General features: G+C 64.5%; 16 protein-coding genes. 11 read left to right on the top strand and 5 right to left on the bottom strand.

The window, feature by feature from the left end; all coding sequences use genetic code 11:
- Window positions 1–4: 4 nt before the first annotated feature.
- Together I6F38_RS01050 and I6F38_RS01045 are read right to left on the bottom strand one after the other, a co-directional pair.
- Window positions 5–730, bottom strand: a complete 726-nt coding sequence (locus tag I6F38_RS01050; protein WP_225158709.1) for an ABC transporter ATP-binding protein — start codon at window positions 728–730, stop codon at window positions 5–7.
- On the bottom strand, window positions 727–1482 hold the full coding sequence (locus tag I6F38_RS01045) for an ABC transporter permease subunit (RefSeq protein ID WP_225158834.1): 756 nt from the start codon (window positions 1480–1482) through the stop codon (window positions 727–729). The genes I6F38_RS01050 and I6F38_RS01045 overlap by 4 nt, the downstream gene beginning before the upstream one ends.
- 417 nt (window positions 1483–1899) lie before the next feature.
- Between I6F38_RS01045 and I6F38_RS01040 the strand changes: the two genes are divergently transcribed.
- Entirely contained in the window at window positions 1900–2991 is a 1092-nt protein-coding gene (locus tag I6F38_RS01040) for an LLM class flavin-dependent oxidoreductase (protein WP_225158708.1), read from the top strand.
- Window positions 2992–2996: 5 nt separating this feature from the next.
- Here I6F38_RS01040 and I6F38_RS01035 read toward each other — a convergent pair whose 3' ends face one another.
- The gene (locus I6F38_RS01035) at window positions 2997–4337 is read right to left on the bottom strand and encodes an LLM class flavin-dependent oxidoreductase (RefSeq protein ID WP_225158707.1); all 1341 of its coding nucleotides are present in this window, start codon (window positions 4335–4337) and stop codon (window positions 2997–2999) included.
- Between the two features lie 314 nt (window positions 4338–4651).
- Here I6F38_RS01035 and I6F38_RS01030 point away from each other — a divergent pair, with 314 nt between their 5' ends.
- From I6F38_RS01030 to I6F38_RS01015, 4 genes are read left to right on the top strand one after another with little or no spacing between them, the layout of a single operon-like run.
- Window positions 4652–6280, top strand: a complete 1629-nt coding sequence (locus tag I6F38_RS01030; protein ID WP_225158706.1) for an FAD-binding protein — start codon at window positions 4652–4654, stop codon at window positions 6278–6280.
- Complete coding sequence (locus I6F38_RS01025) at window positions 6277–6597, top strand: ferredoxin family protein (protein ID WP_092081404.1); 321 nt, start codon at window positions 6277–6279, stop codon at window positions 6595–6597. Before I6F38_RS01030 ends, I6F38_RS01025 begins: the two co-directional genes overlap by 4 nt.
- 50 nt (window positions 6598–6647) lie before the next feature.
- Window positions 6648–7772: a methionine ABC transporter ATP-binding protein gene (locus tag I6F38_RS01020; RefSeq protein WP_225158705.1), complete on the top strand. Its 1125-nt coding sequence runs from the start codon at window positions 6648–6650 to the stop codon at window positions 7770–7772.
- Complete coding sequence (locus I6F38_RS01015; protein ID WP_038382360.1) at window positions 7762–8427, top strand: methionine ABC transporter permease; 666 nt, start codon at window positions 7762–7764, stop codon at window positions 8425–8427. Before I6F38_RS01020 ends, I6F38_RS01015 begins: the two co-directional genes overlap by 11 nt.
- Window positions 8428–8440: 13 nt before the next feature.
- Here I6F38_RS01015 and I6F38_RS01010 read toward each other — a convergent pair whose 3' ends face one another.
- Window positions 8441–9448 (bottom strand): aliphatic sulfonate ABC transporter substrate-binding protein, encoded by a 1008-nt coding sequence (locus I6F38_RS01010; RefSeq protein ID WP_225158704.1) that lies wholly within the window; start codon window positions 9446–9448, stop codon window positions 8441–8443.
- 326 nt (window positions 9449–9774) lie between these two features.
- On the opposite strand from I6F38_RS01010, the gene I6F38_RS01005 reads away from it, so the two are divergent.
- On the top strand, window positions 9775–10557 hold the full coding sequence (locus I6F38_RS01005) for a MetQ/NlpA family ABC transporter substrate-binding protein (RefSeq protein WP_210189584.1): 783 nt from the start codon (window positions 9775–9777) through the stop codon (window positions 10555–10557).
- Between the two features lie 28 nt (window positions 10558–10585).
- The gene (locus tag I6F38_RS01000; protein WP_225158703.1) at window positions 10586–11362 is read left to right on the top strand and encodes a MetQ/NlpA family ABC transporter substrate-binding protein; all 777 of its coding nucleotides are present in this window, start codon (window positions 10586–10588) and stop codon (window positions 11360–11362) included.
- 41 nt (window positions 11363–11403) lie between these two features.
- Here I6F38_RS01000 and I6F38_RS00995 read toward each other — a convergent pair whose 3' ends face one another.
- On the bottom strand, window positions 11404–12804 hold the full coding sequence (locus I6F38_RS00995) for an LLM class flavin-dependent oxidoreductase (RefSeq protein WP_225158702.1): 1401 nt from the start codon (window positions 12802–12804) through the stop codon (window positions 11404–11406).
- 30 nt (window positions 12805–12834) lie between these two features.
- On the opposite strand from I6F38_RS00995, the gene I6F38_RS00990 reads away from it, so the two are divergent.
- The 4 genes from I6F38_RS00990 (at window position 12835) to I6F38_RS00975 (ending at window position 16784) form a co-directional block, all read left to right on the top strand.
- On the top strand, window positions 12835–13092 hold the full coding sequence (locus I6F38_RS00990; RefSeq protein WP_225158701.1) for a hypothetical protein: 258 nt from the start codon (window positions 12835–12837) through the stop codon (window positions 13090–13092).
- A gap of 129 nt (window positions 13093–13221) precedes the next feature.
- Window positions 13222–14547 (top strand): PLP-dependent transferase, encoded by a 1326-nt coding sequence (locus I6F38_RS00985; RefSeq protein ID WP_225158700.1) that lies wholly within the window; start codon window positions 13222–13224, stop codon window positions 14545–14547.
- Window positions 14548–14580: 33 nt separating this feature from the next.
- Window positions 14581–15378, top strand: coding sequence for a MetQ/NlpA family ABC transporter substrate-binding protein (locus I6F38_RS00980; RefSeq protein ID WP_225158699.1), 798 nt, complete (start codon window positions 14581–14583; stop codon window positions 15376–15378).
- Between the two features lie 746 nt (window positions 15379–16124).
- Entirely contained in the window at window positions 16125–16784 is a 660-nt protein-coding gene (locus tag I6F38_RS00975; protein WP_225158698.1) for a TetR/AcrR family transcriptional regulator, read from the top strand.
- The last annotated feature ends 3 nt before the right edge of the window (window positions 16785–16787 follow it).

Genomic DNA, 16787 nt, shown 5'->3' with positions numbered 1-16787 from the left:
GTCCTCAGGCAGGAATGGGGTGGGTAGTGCCGACGCCGAGCTCCGCCAGCAGCTCGGTGCGGGCGATCGGCGCTGCGCCGTTACGTTTCATGCGATGCTCGAACGCGATCCGGCCCTCGCGCATCACCAGGATGCGGTCGGCGAGCGCGATCGCCTCGTCGACGTCGTGGGTGACCAGGAGAACGCCGGGCCGATGGACGGCGACCAGCTCGCGCACCAGATCGTGCATGCGAATGCGGGTCAGCGCGTCGAGCGCGGCAAAGGGCTCATCGAGCAGGAGCAGCTCGGGCTCCTGCACCAGCGCGCGCGCCAGCGCCACGCGCTGCGCCTGTCCGCCCGAGAGGTTGCGCGGCCAGTCATCGAGACGGCCGCCGAGTCCCACCTCGGTGAGCGCGGTGGCGGCGCGCTGACGGGCGTCGCTCGCATTGAGGCCGAGCGAGACGTTGCGCCACAGACTGTCCCACGGCAGCAGCCGGTGCTCCTGGAAAACGACGGCCGGTCGCCGTGGTGCCGTGATGCGCCCGCCGTCGATCGCATCGAGGCCGGCCAGCGCCCGCAGCAGCGTGGTCTTGCCGCACCCGCTTTCGCCGAGCAGGACGACGAACTCGCCGCGCTCGATTCGCAGGTTGAGGTTCTCGATCACCACGCGGCTGCCATAGGCGCGATGTAGTCCCGTCGCCACGACGGCCGGCGCAATCGCGGCCGGTGACGGCACGGCGTGCAGCGTCATCGCGCGCTTCCATAGTTCGGATGCCAGGCCAATAGCCGCCGCTCCAGGGCGCGCGCGATGCCGTCGGCGGCGACGCCGATCAGCGCATAGATCACGATCGTCAGCACGATCACGTCGGTGCGCAGGAACTCGCGCGCATCCATGGCAAGAAAGCCGATGCCGGACTGGGCGCCGATGGTCTCCGCGACCACCAGCGCCAGCCACGCGGTCGCCAGCGCATAGCGCACACCGGTCAGGATCGATGGCAGGGCGCCGGGCAGGATGACGCGCCGGATCAGCTCGAATGTCCCGAGGCCCTGGACGCGGCCGAGCTCGAGCAGCTTCGGGTCGACCTGCCGGATGCCCAGCGTGGTGTTGATGTAGATCGGGAAGGCGACGCCGAGCGCGACGAGGAAGATCTTCTGGGCTTCGCCGACGCCGAGCCAGACGATCACCAGCGGTAGCGCGGCGAGAAACGGGATCGCGCGGATCATCTGGATGCTGCGGTCGATGGCAGCCTCCGCGATCCGCGAGAAGCCCACGAGGATGCCGAGCGCGAATCCGACGCTGCCGCCGATCGCAAAACCGGCCGTTGCGCGCAGCAGGCTAACGCCGAGATCGTTCAGCAGGCTTCCGGACGTCGCCAGCTTGAATGCCGTGCGGACGACCTTGCTCGGTGCCGGCAGCACCTGCGGCGAGAGCCAGCCGGCCTGCGCCAGCAATTCCCAGACGATCAGAAGCACGACCGGGGCGAGCCACGACAGCAGCAGCATGCCGCGCCGGCCGATCTCTACTCGTGGCTTCCGGGACGGCGATGCGGTTTGATCGCTGCGCGGCGTTGCATCAAACGCGATTGATGGCGCAGCCTGTTCGAGGTTGCTCAAGTCTGTTCGGTCCTCATCCAACACGGCGCGCGGACGTCATTGATCGCGCGGCATGGTTCGCCGTTCTCTCGATCGACGGTTCGTCGTCGTTCGAAAGGGCGCACGGCTCATGCGACGCAAACTGTCCCATGAATTTTCTCGAACAGAAATAGAGCCGTATTCCAATTGTCGCTGCGTCCGGAGTTTTCTGGTTTATCGGCACGCGCGGCGCGGCAAGGATAATCTTTTGATGCGCCGCTGCTTGATCTGCCGCCGTGCTTCTTTGAAAACACGCCGACGTAACGTCAGGGAAATCGGAGAGACAGAATGTCGGCACGACCGCTTCGCTTTGGCATCTGGGCGCTGGTCCATGGGTCGCGCGCCGCCTATCAGGATCCGGAGGAACCGTATGACGCATCGTGGGAGCGCAATCGCGACCTCGTGCTTGCCGCCGAAGCCCTGGGCTACGATTCCACGCTGATCGCGCAGCACACCATCAATCCGCATCAGGAGGATTTCGATCAGCTCGAGGCCTGGAGCGCGGCGGCGGCCGTTGCGGCATTGACCAGCCGGATCGAGATCATCGCGGCCATCAAGCCCTATCTCTACCACCCGGTGGTTCTGGCAAAGCTTGCGCTCGGGATCGAGAACATCAGCCGCGGACGCTTCGCGATCAACCTGGTCAATGCCTGGAACCGGCCCGAGCTCGACAAGGCCGGCATTGGCTTTGCCGAGCACGATGCCCGTTACGCCTATGGCCGCGAGTGGATCACGATCGTCTCGCGCCTGATGCAGGGCGAGCGGTTGACCTACAAGGGCGAGCATTTCGACGTCCGCGATTATCTGTTGCGGCCGACGAGCCTCTACCGACCGCGACCATTGATCTATGTCGGCGGCGAGTCCGAGCCGGCGCGCGCTTTGGTCGCCGACCACGGCGACGTCTGGTTCATCAACGGTCAGCCGCTCGAGGATGTCGCGGGCCTCATTGCCGACGTGGCGGCGCGGCCACGGACCTCGGCGCCGCTTCGCTTCGGGCTGTCCGCCTTCGTCATCGCGCGCCAGACGCAGGCCGAGGCCCAGGCCGCCTATGAGCGGCTGCTGGAGCTGTCGCGGCAGGACGCCTCGATGAAGGCGATCCAGCGGCAGAACACCGATCCGAAGGTCGTGATGATGCAGACCATGCAGAAGTCGGAGCGGGTCGGCAGCAACGGCGGCACCGCTGCCGGGCTGGTCGGCAGCTATGATGACGTGGCCGCCCGAATCGGGGCGTTCCATGCCGCAGGCATCGAGTTGTTCATGCTGCAGTTCCAGCCTTTCGAGGCCGAGATGGAGTGCTTTGCGAAGGAGATCATCCCGCGCGTCCGCGCAGCGTCATCTTTTGCAAATGATACCCGAGCACTGCTGGCGGGCTCGCGGTAGCTGCGTCACGCGGTTGCGGCGGTTTCCGTCTGACGCGCAAAGCGGCTGATCGGCCGAGGCAAGCCAAAATGCTCACGCAAGGTGGTGCCGGCGTAATTGGTTCGGAACAGACCACGGCGCTGCAGGATCGGCACCACGCTGTCGACGAAGATTTCGAGCCCCGTCGGCAACACGTCGGGCATCAGATTGAATCCGTCGGCCGCGCCAGCCCTGAACCAGGCCTCGATGTCGTTGGCGATCTGCTCGGGCGTGCCGACGATGATCCGGTGTCCGACCCCGCCGCCGAGTGCCCGCAACAATTGCCGGACGGTGAGGTTGCCGCGGCGCGCAAGGTTCACCGTGCCCTGGAACATGGTGTGGTTGGCGTTGGCCGGCAGTGGCAGTGGATCGGGTAGCGGCTTGTCGAGCTCTAGGATCGCAGGATCGACCTGCAATGTGCCGGCGAGACGCGCGAGGCTGTACTCGATCGGAACCAGCTCCCACAGCTCATCCTGCCGCCGTTTCGCCTCGGCTTCGGTGCTGCCGATCACGGTGGCAAGGCCCGGCAGGATGACGATGGAGTCACCGGCGCGACCGTAGGCCGCGGCGCGGGCGCGCAGGTCGCGCGCATAGGCGACGCCTTCCTCGATCGTCTGGGCTAGCGTGAAGACGGCTTCGGCCTGCGCGGCGGCGAGATCACGGCCGTCGCTCGAGCCGCCGGCCTGCACGGTCACCGGGCGGCCCTGCGGCGAACGCGGCACGTTGAGTGGACCGGCCACGGAGTAATGGGCGCCGCTATGCGCGATCGGATGAACCTTCGACGTATCGACAAATCGCGCCGAGGACTTGTCGCCGACGAAGGCGTCGTCCTCCCAACTGTCCCACAGTGCGTGGACGACCTCGGCGAACTCCTTGGCGCGCTCGTAGCGGGCCTTGTGCTCCAGCACGTTGCTGAGGCCGAAATTGCGGCTGGCCGACGCGTCGGCCGTGGTCACCGCATTCCAGCCGGCGCGGCCGCCGCTCGCGAGATCCAGGGTCGCGAAGCGGCGCGCGATGTTGTACGGCTCGTTGTAGGTGGTCGAGGCGGTCGCGATCAGCCCGATATGGCTGGTCGCCGTGGCCACCGACGCCAGCACGATCGTCGGTTCCATCGACATGAAGGAGCGGTAGTCGATGCGGTCGGTGATCGCCGGTGTGTCGGCAAGGAAGATCGCATCGAGCTTGCCGCGCTCGGCGATCTCAGCTACGCGCACATAATGGCCGACGTCGAAGCAGGCGCGAGGATCGCTTTCGGGCAGCCGCCACGCCGACGCATAGACGCCGGAGTGCAGCAGATTGACATTGAGATGAAGCTGACGATCGGACATGGCTGCCCCGCATTGAGGTGAGACGACTCACGAAGTATCGCCTGTCAGGCCACATGAAAACGAACGGCCGGCGCGTGCATGCAAAAAGAAATATCCGTCTCCGCTGCGCGATCTGCGAACAAATCCGGTGTCGATCTTCTGCGATGAGCGGAACATCCCCTCCGCCGCCGCATGAATATTCTGCCACGTGCCGCGGCAGGGGAAGCTTCGTCCAAGTCTGCGCAAATATCTGAAATTGCCAGGGCAGACTGCGCGCGTAACGATGCTGTTGCGGCGCGTTGCAAGCAATCGGTGCCGCCCGGAGAAACTGAACCATGACAGTCCACGAGCGACGCGCCGAACAGCGAACCGCGCCAGGCGGCTCGGTCGAATTCGACGCTGACGTGCTGGTGATCGGCGGCGGACCGGCGGGCACGTGGGCCGCGGTGAGCGCCGTGGAGCGCGGCGCGCGCGTCGTGCTCGCCGACAAGGGATTTTGCGGCACGTCGGGTGCCACCGCGGCTGCCGGCACCGGCGTTTGGTATGTTGATCCCAAGCCGGGGCTGCGCGAGGCCGCGATGGCCAATCGCGAAAAGATGGGCGGGCATCTGCAGGATCGCCGCTGGATGGCGCGCGTGCTCGACCAGACCTACGAGGACAGCAATCGTCTGGCCGCCTGGGGTTACCCTTACCCGGTCGACGACAGCGGCACGTCGCAGCGCAACTCGCTGCAGGGGCCGGAATACATGCGCCTGATGCGCAAGCGCACCAAGCAGGCCGGCGTCACCATTCTCGATCACAGTCCGGCGCTCGAACTGCTGGTGGATGACGACGGCTCGGTTGCGGGAGCCAGCGGGGTGCGCCGCCAGAAGCACGATCGCTGGATCGTGCGCGCCAAGGCTGTCGTCATCGCGACCGGCGGCTGCGCGTTCCTGAGCAAGACGCTGGGATCGAATGTGCTGACCGGAGACGGCTATTTGATGGCCGCGGAGGTCGGGGCCGAGTTCAGCAGCATGGAATTCTCGAATCCTTATGCGATCTCGCCGGCGTTCGGCTCCGTGACCAAGACGCTGTTTTATGGCTGGGCGACCTTCAGCTACGAGGACGGCAGCGTCGTTCCCGGTGCGGCATCCAAGGGCGGGCGATCGGCGATTGCGCGCGCGTTGCTTCAGGGGCCGGTTTACGCGCGCCTCGACAAGGCCGACGACGACGTGCAGCGTCACATGCGCGCGTCGCAGCCGAATTTCTTCCTGCCGTTCGATCGCACCGGCATCGATCCTTTCAGGGAGCGTTTTTCCGTCACCTTGCGGCTCGAAGGCACCGTGCGCGGCACCGGCGGCCTGCGCATTGTCGACGACAGCTGCGCCACCAGCGTGCCCGGGCTCTATGCCGCCGGTGATGCAGCGACGCGCGAATTGATCTGCGGCGGCTTCACCGGCGGCGGCAGCCACAACGCCGCCTGGGCGATGTCATCGGGGACCTGGGCCGGATGGGGCGCTGCTGGCTATGCAAGGCAGCTGGGCCCGGCGCGTCAGCGACGACTGGCGTCCGCCGGCACCGTCGCGTTCCGGAGCAATGCGGGTCGCGCGTTTGAGCCCGCCGCGCTGGCAAAGGCGGTCCAGGACGAAGTCTATCCGTATGAGCTGAACTACTTCCGGCACGCCTCGCGTCTTGAAGGCGCCCTCGAGCGGCTGGATGCGGCGTGGGTCGAAGCATCATCGGCCGATGCGGCGAGCAAGGACGATCTGCTGCGTGCCCGCGAGAGCGCGGCCATGCTGGCGACGTCGCGCTGGATGTACCGCAGCGCGCTGGCGCGGAACGAAAGCCGCGGCATGCATCGCCGCGACGACTATCCCGATCAGGACGACCGCCAACGCCATTACGTGACGAGCGGCGGCTTGGACGAGGTCTGGACCACGGTGCGGCCGCATGCCGATGCCAGCTACGCAGAGGCCGCGGAATGATCGAGGTGATCGACGCCGAGCGCTGCACGTCCTGCGACATTTGCGTGAATGTCTGCCCCACCAACGTCTTCGACAAGACGGAGGGGATCCCGGTGATCGCCCGTCAGGGCGATTGCCAGACCTGTTTCCTCTGCGAATTGTATTGTCCCGAGGACGCGCTTTACGTGTCGCCTTATGCGGAGGAGCCAAGTCCGACCGATGTGGTCGCGCTGCGGCAGACGACCGCGTTGGGTAGCTACCGCCGCGCGGTCGGCTGGACCGACGAGACGCGCGATCTCCGCGGCATCGACCGCAGCTATCTGCTCTTTGGTCATTGAGCCCGGGCTGCGCCCGGCGACCGAAGCCATTTCCCAATTGGACCGACTGAATGAATGTACATCAATCCCTGACGACGGCGCAGCCTGTTGCGCCGCTGCCGCCCATTCCGCTCGCATCAGGCGCGAGCGATGCCATGATCCGCTTCGAGGCCGTCTCGAAGGTCTATCCGGCCTATCGCGACAAGCCGAGCGTGCATGCCTTGCAGGCGATCGACTTCGCGATCCCGCGCGGCTCGATCACCGGCGTGATCGGCCGCTCCGGCGCCGGCAAATCGAGCCTCGTCCGCCTCATCAACGGGCTTGAGAAGCCGTCGAGCGGCCGCGTCGTCGTCGATAACAGCGAGATCTCGGCGCTTGCCGGTCGCGAGCTGCGCCTGGCGCAGCGCTCGATCGGCATGATCTTCCAGCACTTCAACCTGCTGTCGTCGCGGACGGCGGCGGACAATATTGCCTTGCCGCTCGAGATCGCCGGCTGGTCCAGGGCCGACATCGCCGTCCGTGTGGCCGAGCTGCTCGAGCTCGTCGGCATTGCCGACAAGTACGATCGTTATCCCTCGGAATTGTCCGGCGGCCAGAAGCAGCGCATCGGCATCGCCCGCGCGCTGGCGACTCGGCCGAATGTGCTGTTGTCCGACGAGGCGACGTCGGCGCTCGATCCGCAGACCACGCGCGCGATTCTGGATCTGCTGGCCAACATCAATCGCGAGCTCGGGGTCACGATCGTGCTGATCACCCACGAGATGTCGGTTGTCCGCCAGCTCGCCAAGGAGGTTGCGGTGATCGACGGCGGCCAGGTCGTCGAGCGAGGTCATGTCGCGGAAATCTTCACGCATCCCCGGCATCCGGTCACGCAGGCGTTCCTTTCCGAGGTGATCGGGGACAGTGTTCCGGTCTCGCTGGCGAGCCGCCTTTCGCCGCAGCCGGTTGCCGGCGGGCAGGTGGTCCTTCGCGTGCAGGTGCGCGGCACTGAAGCCGGCGACACCGTGGTGGCGCGGCTTTCGCGCGAGCTGTCCCATGACGTGGCGCTGCTGTCGGCCCGCATCGACGAGATCGGCAGCCGGCACGTGGGTTCGCTGATCCTTGGCATTCCCGGCGGTGAAGCCGCGGCCAGGCAGGCCCTGGCCTATCTTTCTCAGCATGACATTCTGGTGGAGCGTCTCGGCTATGTCGCGTGAACTCATCAACCTGATCGTTCAGGCCACGGGCGAGAGCCTTTTCATGGTCTCGGTGGCCGCGCTAGTTGCGACCGCGCTGGGCCTGCCGCTTGGCGTCTTCCTGGCGACCAGCCGGAAAGGGGAGCTGTTCGCCGCGCCATCAGCCAATGGCGTGCTCGGCGTCATCGTCAATGCGGCCCGCTCGACGCCGTTCATCATCCTGGTGGTTGCGATCATTCCTTTCACGCGGCTGATTGCCGGCACCTCGATCGGATCGGGCGCGGCAATTGTGCCGCTCACCATCGCGGCAACGCCGTTCATCGCCCGTCTGGTCGAGGCGGCGATCCGCGAGGTCGATGCCGGTCTGATCGAGACGGCGTCCTCGTTCGGTGCGAGCCCGCTGCAGATCGTGTTCAAGGTCCTGATCCCGGAGGCTTTGCCGGGCCTGGTGCTGGCCCTGACGCTCGCGGTGGTCAGCCTGCTTGGCTACTCTGCAATGGTCGGGGCCGTCGGAGGCGGCGGCCTCGGCGACCTCGGCATTCGCTACGGCTATCAGCGCTTCATGCCCGAAATGATGCTGGCGGTCGTCGTCGTTCTGATCGCGCTGGTTCAAACCGTCCAGACCGCCGGCGACTACTTGGCGCGCCGCGTCAATCGCCGGCTGCGCCACCGCTAAAGGTGCGGCGGCGTCACGATCCCTTCGGCGCCCAGATCTTGACGTCGCCGGTATCGACCTTGCGTGGCAGCAGACCTTCGGCCGTGAAGGTATCGGCGATCTTCTGCTGCTCGGAGAGGCCGGCCGCGGTGACCACGCCGACCTTGTAGGAGCGGTGGCTGTTGGCCTCCTCCACCGTGGCGGCGTCGATGCCCCACAGGCCGGCGAGCAGCGCCGCGGCCTCGTTCGGGTTGGCTTTGACCCAGGTGCCGGTTTCGACCAGCCTGGCAAAGATGACATTCAGTGCATCGGCCCGCTTTTCGGCGAAGGCGGCCGACGCGAGATAGTAGCGCTTGTAGCTTGCGAGCCCGCCGCTGCCGTCGGTCAAAATGCGCGCGCCGGACTGGCGTTGCGCGCTGCTGAGGAACGGATCCCAGGCGACCCAGGCATCGACATTGCCGCTGACGAATGCCGCGCGGCCATCGGCCGGCGTCAGATAGGCCAGCGTGATGTCCTTGAAGGACAGTCCGGCCTTGGCAAGTACCGCAAGCAGCAGGAAGTGGCTGCCCGCGCCCTTGGTGACCGCGACCTTCTTGCCCTTGAGATCGGCCGGCGACTTGATCGCGGAATCCTTCGGCACCAGGATCGCCTGCGCCGATGGAGAGGCGGCCTCCTCGGCGACGTAAGCGAGCTTGGCGCCGGCGGCCTGGGCGAAGATCGGCACGGTGTCGGCGACGTCGGCTCCGAAATCGATGCTGCCGACATTGATGGCCTCGAGCAGCGGCAGGCCGCTCGTGAACTCGTGCCATGACACGGTGATGCCGAGCGGCGCCAACGCCTTCTCCAACGCGCCGTTGGTCTTCAGGATCGCGGTCAGCGTCGACGATTTCTGGTAGCCGATCCGGATTTCCTCGGCGGCCGCAGGCCGAACCAGCGAGGTCATCGCAAGCAGCCCGATGGCGGCGACAGCAAGACGGCGCGACATCGCAGTCGCCGATGATGCGGCCTGCGCTTGCGGGATGAGGCGGGCAAAGATGGGCATGGCACGTCGTCCTTAGCCGGTTCGATCTGTTGCCATTTGTGTGCAATCGGTGCGCCGGAGGCAATCGCGGAGAAGTCGTCCGAACGAGTGCAATCTTCTCTGCAAGCGAAGTCCGCGAGAAAAACATTTTTTTCTGCGCGTTGCAGCTGGCATCAGCAGATAAGTCGCTCGCTGCGCCAAGATGCCCGGCCGGCTCCATTCTCTTTTCATCGCGGCCGCAGCAGCGGCGACTCGTCATCGGGAAAAATTTGGATTCTCATTTCATTGATTTCGTCCCCGGCGCGGGCGATGAGCTTGATAGCGAGTTCAGTTCCATGGAGACCAAGATGTTGCTTCGATCCATTTTCGCTCTTGCAGGCGCTGTTGCGATCTGGTCGACCGCCGCCGCGGCAGAAACGATCAAGATCGGCGTGACGCCCGGGCCGCATGCACAAATCCTTGAGGCCGTGAAACCGATCGCGGCGAAGAGCGGGCTCGAGCTTCAGCTTATCGAGTTCTCCGACTATGTCGTTCCGAACGCGGCGCTCGACGCCGGCGACATCCAGGCCAACTCGTTTCAGAACCAGCCTTATCTGGACAACCAGAAAGCCGATCGCGGCTACAAGATCGAGCAGGTGGGACTGACGGTCAATTTTCCGATCGGCGTCTATTCGCGCAAGCACAAGAGCTGGGCCGACGTTCCTGACGGAGCCAAGGTCTCAATTCCCAATGATCCGACCAACGGCGGCCGGGCGCTGCTCCTGCTGCGCGACAAGGGCGCAATCAAGCTGAAGAGCGACGTCGGCTTCAAGCCGACCGTTATCGACATCGCCGACAATCCCAAAAACCTGAAATTCGTCGAGGTCGACGCAGCCCAGGCGCCCCGGGCGCTCGACGATGTCGATGCGGCGGTCATCAACACCAACTATGCGACACAGGCCGGTCTCGATCCGGTCAAGGATCCGATCCTGCGCGAGGATCCGAAAGGGCCATACGTCAATCTGATTGCGGTTCGCTCCGCCGACAAGGACAAGCCGTGGGTCAAGATCCTGGTCGATAGTTACCACACGCCCGAGATCAAGGAATTTGTGCTCACCAAGTTCAAGGGCGCGGTGTTGCCGAGCTGGTAGTCGCCGACCTGACTGTTGAGGAAGAGCCATGCGCATCTTGATGACGGCGGTTGCCGCCGTAGCATTTTTGATCGGCACCGCCAGGGCCGAGACCATCCGGGTCGGCGTCACCGCCGGACCCCACGCGGAGATCCTTGAAGTCGTCAAGAAGGTGGCGGCCGGCCGCGGGATCGATATCAAGGTCGTCGAATTCACCGACTATGTGATCCCGAACCAGGCGCTCGCGCTCGGGGATCTCGAGGCCAATTCGTTCCAGCACGAGCCTTATTTGAAGAACCAGATATCGAAGACCGGCTGGAAGATCGTCAAGGTCGCCAATACGATTGCGTCGCCGCAGGGTGTCTACTCGTTGAAATACAAGAAGCTGGCCGATCTTCCGGATGGCGGGCGGGTGGCGATCGCCAACGATCCTTCCAATGGCGCGCGCGGCCTGATGATCCTTGCGCTGCACGGCGTGATCAAGCTCAAGGACCCCAACGACGTCGCGTCGACCATTGCCGACATCACTGACAACCCGAAGCATCTGCGCTTCGTCGAGCTTGATGCCGCGCAGCTGCCGCGTTCCCTGCAGGATGTCGACCTGGTCTCGATCAACAACAATTATGCGGTTCAGGCCGGACTCAATCCGGCCACCGATGCAATTGCCCGCGAGGCGGCCGATGGCCCGTGGGTCAACATCGTGGCCGTGCGCGAGGCGGACAAGGACAAGCCCTGGGTCAAGCAGCTGATCGATGCCTACCATTCCGAGGAGGTCAAGGCATTCCTCGAGAAACGCTTCAAGGGCACCTACATCGCAACCTGGTGACGGGCGTTGATCGCCCATCGCCAGGAGGTTTCCAGGCCGATCTATTCGGCGGCTTCGGTGCGCGCTGCCGTCGAGGCGCGGCGGAAGCCGGCGCCGGGATGCGTGGCGTCAAGATAGGGTCCGCGTCCGGGGAACAGCTTCTCGCGGAGCGTGCCTTCGCGATAGGCTGTCTTGTAGACTCCGCGTGACTGCAATTCCGGCACGACGAGGTCGACGAATGACGTCAGTGATTCCGGCGCGACGAGGCGGAACAGGTTGAAGCCGTCGACGTCGGTTTCGTCGGCCCAGGCGATCAGCTCATCGGCCACGTCCTGGGGTGAGCCGACCACGAATGGCGAGCGTGCGCCGATCCGGCTCAGCGTCGCGAGATCACCGACCTTGACCGGCCGCTCGCTCCGCAACGTGAAATTCTCGACCATCGACTGGATCGCGTTGCTCTCGACATATTGTACCGCCTGATCGGGACGATAGTTCGAGAAGTCGATGCCGGTCCAGCCCGAGAGCAGAGCCAGCTGGCCGGCTTGATCGACATACCCTGCGTACTCCTCGAGCAGATCGTTGGCCTCCGCGCGCGTCGGGGCAACGATCACGGTCGCGCCGGCGAACAGGCGGATATCATAGAGATCTCGTCCGAACGCCTTGGCCGCTTCCCTGATCTCGCGTACGGCGCGGGCCAGAATGGGCCTGGTCTGGCCGTTGAGGAAGATCGCCTCCGCGTGCCGCGCGGCGAAGGCGCGGCCGCGCTTTGAGGTTCCCGCCTGATACAGCAACGGTGTGCGCTGTGGCGAGGGTTCGGCGAGGTGGATGCCGTCGACCTGGTAATGAAGTCCCTGGTGCCGCACATTGTGGATCTTTGCCGGATCAGTGAACACGCGCGCTGTCCGGTCACGGCGAACCGCGCCGTCCTCCCAGCTGCCTTCCCACAGCTCGTAGGCCGCCGTGAGGAATTCTTCGGCCGCCTCGTAGCGTTCATCATGCGCGCGGTTGGCCTCAAGACCCATTCCACGGGCGCCGCTATCGAGATAGCCGGTGACGATGTTCCAGCCGATCCGCCCGCGAGTGAGATGATCGAGCGTCGAGAAGCGGCGGGCGAACTGGTAGGGATGCTCGTAGGTGAGGTTGGATGTGATGCCGAAGCCGAGATGCTTCGTTGCGTAAGCCATGGCGGAGACGAGCAGGGTCGGCTCGGCGTTCGGCAATTGAACGGCGTGACGCAGCGCGGTGTCAGGACTGCTGCCGTAGACGTCATAGATACCAAAGACGTCGGCGAGGAAGATGCCGTCGAGCAGGCCGCGTTCGGCGGTTCTGGCGTAGTCGACCCAATAGTCGATCGAGTTGTAGTTAAGTGAAGTGTCGCGCGGATGCGACCAGAGACCGGCCCAGTTGTGGCTCGGCGCCATCATGTTGAACGCGTTGAAGCGAAGTTCCTTCGGTCTGGTCATCGCGCGATTCCGCCAATTGAGGACTGAGAGGTGATTTATCACGTCCGCTGCGCGGCTTTATTTTCTATTCGGAGAGACAGGATCAAAATCGTGCTCCGTCTCCGATCCGGCGCAGCAGAGATTCGTTTGTTCGACGTCGTCGTGCTGTTCGAAATGACGGTATGCGCGACATTGCGTACTGATTTGCAGGCGCGATCGGCAGATGACTCATCAGCTCCGCTGATCCGTTCAACACGGCGGCGCAGTGAAACAAATGTTACGCGATCGGCGCAGCGGCTGAAAAATTAGCGACGGCATCAGACGCGCCGCCAGCACGCTCATCGCTATTTTCGCCGACGTCTCGACAGTCGTGGACGCGGCTGCGCATCATTCTTTGCCTTTTGATGCTGGGTCCACGGATTTCAGGAGATTTTCGAGATGCCGATCGAAACCAAGAATGTCGAGACGCTCGCCTTGCATGGCGGATCGTACCGGTCCGACCCGGCGACCGGCGCCGTCGCCGTTCCGATCTACCAAACGACGTCCTTTCAATTCGAGAATACCGATCACGCATCGCGGCTGTTCGCCCTGGAGGCGATCGGACAGATCTACACCAGGATCAAGAATCCGACGGCTGACGCGTTCGAGGAGCGCCTGGCCGCGCTGGAAGGCGGCGTTGGCGCGCTGGCCGTGGCGTCGGGCCAGTCGGCGACGGCTTACGCGATCTTCAACATCGCGCAAGCCGGCGACAATATCGTCTCATCGACCGATCTGTACGGCGGCACCTGGACGCTGCTGTCGCAGACGCTGAAGCAGTTCGGCATCGAGGTTCGCTTCGTCGATCCGACCGATCCGGAAAACTTCCGCCGGGCGACCGATGCGAAGACCCGGGCCTATTTCGCCGAGACGCTGCCGAACCCCAAGCTCAACGTCTTCCCGATCAGGGAAGTCGCGGATATCGGCCGTTCGCTCGGCGTGCCGCTGATTCTCGACAACACCGCCGTCCCGCTCATTGCGCGCCCGTTCGAGCACGGCGCAGCGATCGTCGTCTATTCCGCGACAAAGTATATCGGCGGCCACGGCACGTCGATTGGCGGAGCGATCATCGATGGCGGAAATTTCGACTGGGCGGCGCACGCCGAGCGCTTCCCGCTGCTGACGCAGCCGGACGATGCCTATCACGGCGCGATCTGGACCGAGGCAGCCAAGCCGCTCGGTCCAATCGCCTACATCCTGCGCGCACGCGTGAAGCTGCTGCGCGATCTCGGTGCCGCGGTCGCTCCCCAGAACGCATTTCAGTTCATCCAGGGACTCGAGACCTTGCCCCTGCGGCTGCGTCAGCACAACGAGAACGCGATCAAGGTCGCGAATTTCTTGGCACGACATCCCGCCGTTTCGCACGTGATCTTCCCCGGACTGCAGAGCGGGGAGGACCGGCGCCGCGCCGATCTCTATCTGAAGGGCGGCTATGGCGGGCTGGTCGGCTTCGAGCTGAAGGGGGGCGTCGAGACCGGCCGTCGTTTCATCGATGCGCTGAAACTGTTCTATCACGTCGCCAATATCGGCGATGCGCGCTCGCTGGCGATCCATCCGGCATCGACCACCCATCAGCAACTGAGCGGCGCAGAGCAGCTCGCGGCAGGCGTGACGCCCGGCTACATCAGGCTTTCGGTCGGCATCGAGCATCCCGACGACATCCTCGCCGACCTCACCCAGGCATTGACTGATGCTGAGGCGGGAAGCAGCGGCCGCAAGGCGGCCTGATCGATCCCTGAAGACGGAGTTGAAACCGAGACCATGAAGACATTGTTGCGCCTGGCGCAGGCAGCTGGCGTGCTGCTTGCCATGACTGCGGCCGCCGTTGCGGACGAACCTCTCAAGATTGCGACCAGCGCCGGCCCGGTCGGTCAGCTGGCTGGCTTTGCCGCCAAGCTCGCCAAGGACAAGGGGCAGGACGTCAAGATCGTCGAGCTGTCGGACTGGGTCGCGTTGAACGAGGTGGTGAACAGCGGCGATGTCGACGCCAACCTGTTCCAGCACGCCACCTATCTCGCGATCCAGAACAAGCAGCGCGGCTTCAACCTGGTCCAGGTCGACAAGGTCGGCGTGATCGCGCCTGTTGGGCTGTTTTCGAAGAAGATCAAGTCGCTCGAGGAGATCAAGTCCGGCGACAGCGTTGCGATCCCGAACGAGCCGCTCAACGGCGCGCGTGGCTTGATCCTGCTCGAACGCGCCGGACTGATCAAGCTGGCGGCGGGCAAGGGTTTTTCGGTGAGCCGGTTTGATATCATCGAAAATCCCAAGAACCTGAAGATCGTCGAGCTCGATCCGGCGCAGACTTACCGGTCGCTCGATGACGTTACGCTTGCGCTCGTCAACATCACCTATCTGATACCGGCCGGCGGTGATCCAAAGTCGGCGCTGGTGATCGACCGCACGGTCGATGACGGTCTCGTGCTGCGCTTTGCCGCGCGGCCGGACAAGAAGGACGATCCGCGCCTGAAGGCCTTCATCCAGGTCTTCAATTCACCCGAGGTCAAGCACTTCATCGAGGAGAAGCTGCCGGCGTTCATTCCGGCCGGCTTCGGCAGCTAGAGCTTTCTCGAGCGAAGTGGACGCCGGTTCGCGGCAGGAAAGCGCGTCAAAAACTAGAATCTAGAGCCCCGTTCCGATTCCATCGGAACGGGGCTCTAGACGCGCGCGAAGGATGCGAGCCGCCGTTCCTCGTCGGCGCGCACCGGCAAAGCGGGCGCTGTCATGCTATCGCTCTGTGCGTGATCCTGCCGCACGACATGTGCGGCGTGGGCAGACTGACGTCAGCGTCGCGAAGGATCACATCTGCCGCGGTCTCGATTTGGCATGCGTCGCGGCAACGAGCGATCAGCCGTGAGGACCAAACAGAAAGAGTTCGTGCATGTCCTTGCCGTCCGGGTTGGCAGCGCGCGCCAGCCGCCGCTGCCATCTCTTCAGCCGACGGGCCGCGCGACGAAGGACGTGGAGCCAAGAGGATGTCCGCACCCAGAGCCTCCTTCGCATTCCGAGCCGTTCGATGAACGATAACACGCTCCTGTTCGGGACGCGCGCGAAACTCGGCGGCGCCGCGAACTTTGCAATTAGACGCGCATGGCGAGGCGATTTGCAGCAGAGAGATGCTCTCGCGACGCGGCGCCAGGAAAATTCATTCCGGGCAATGTTGCCCGATCGCCGGGCTTATGGAATTGTCCGACCGGATGGTCAATAAATAGCGGTTCGGAGGCGGGGCTGTGGTCCCGGAACCTTGCGACTATTGACTGACATCTCTGGACGATGGCCGAACGGCCGCCTGGTGAAACGGACAAGACATGGCCCGATCGCGCGCCAAGGACTATGACGACAAGCGCCTCTCGATGCTGCATCGCTCGGCCGAGCTGTTTGCCGCGTCGGGATATGTCGGCACGTCGATGAATACCATCGCCGATGCCTGCGGGGTCTCGAAGGCGCTGCTCTATCACTATTATCCCGACAAGGAAGCGATCCTGTTCGATATCCTGTCGTCGCATCTCGCGAAACTGGTGGCGGCGGTCCGCAAGGCGAGCGCACAGGCCGGCGATCCGGTCGCGCGCTTCAGGACGATCGTTGCGACCCTGCTCGAGCTCTACCGGCATGCCGACGCCGAACATCAGGTCCAGATCTCAAGTCTCAAGCTGTTGCCGAAGGACAAGCAGCAGCCGCTGCTCGCAAGCGAGCGGATCCTGGTCGGGATCATGTCGGACGCACTCGCCGCCGCCGTGCCGGCGGCGAAGCACAAGCGCCTGCTCAAGCCGCTGACGATGAGCGTCTTCGGCATGCTGAACTGGCATTACATGTGGTTTCGCGAGGGCGGGCCGATGACCCGCGCCGAATATGCCGGTTTCGTCGCGCAACTCGTGCTGGCCGGCGCCGACGATGCCGCGGCCGCCGCCACCCGGCCGCGCGGCAGGGCGAAATCGGCCGGCCGCAGCCGGCAGGCCGAGTTGCTCTGACGC

It is taken from the genome of Bradyrhizobium sp. BRP56 (assembly GCF_020194035.1).
In the GTDB taxonomy this organism is placed as follows: Bacteria; Pseudomonadota; Alphaproteobacteria; order Rhizobiales; family Xanthobacteraceae; genus Bradyrhizobium; species Bradyrhizobium australafricanum.
Note: the sequence above shows the minus strand (reverse complement) of the source record. Positions and strands in the feature narration are given on the sequence as shown.